At 81.0% G+C, this 646-nt stretch carries 1 pseudogene; it reads right to left on the bottom strand.

What is annotated here, in order from left to right:
- Positions 1-244 (bottom strand): annotated as a pseudogene (locus V7E45_RS40430) (hypothetical protein); the annotation flags it as partial.
- Between the last annotated feature and the right edge of the window lie 402 nt (positions 245-646).

Genomic DNA, 646 nt, shown 5'->3' with positions numbered 1-646 from the left:
CCTGCGGCACTACGACGGCACCCCCCTCGTCCTCCACCATCCCGGCGAACCGCGCACTCCCCCGCCGCCGCTTGCGCGCCTTCCCCCCGGAGGCGGACGATTCGTCCCCGACGGGCAGCGGGAGGCGGCGCTCGGCATCGGCCCCGGCGGCAGTGGCCCCGGAGACACCGGGCGGCTCGTGCCGGGGAGCGGGGGCGCCGGTCCGCTCGGTGAACCAGGAGGTCCGCGCGCCCTCGGAAGCCATGGGCCCCTGGACACCGGCGGCCGACGGGTCGGGGGCGAGGACGGTGCCCGGTGCGGCGCGACCGGCACCCGGGGCGGCAGGTCCGGCAGCGCCGGACGCTGCCGTACCCGGAGCCGAGGCCGGCCCGAGGGACTGGTCGGTGAACCGAGGTGCCCGCCCGGCACCGGAATCCGTGGCCCCGGGAGCGCCGGACACCGGCGCGCCGGAACCTGCCGGACCGGGGGCGAGGACGGCGCCCGGTGCGGCGGGGGCGGAAGCCTCGGACGACGCCGGACGCCGGTCGGTGAGCCGGGGTGCCCGTTCGGCTCCGGGAGCCGGGGGTTCGTGGGCAGCGGACATCAGCGGCCCGAACCCTCCCGGGCCGGGCCCGGGACCGGCGGCCGGGGCGGCGGGGGGGGGGGG

Origin of the sequence: Streptomyces sp. IBSBF 3136, assembly GCF_036815105.1 — a bacterium.
Classification (GTDB): Bacteria; Actinomycetota; Actinomycetes; order Streptomycetales; family Streptomycetaceae; genus Streptomyces.
Note: the sequence above shows the minus strand (reverse complement) of the source record. Positions and strands in the feature narration are given on the sequence as shown.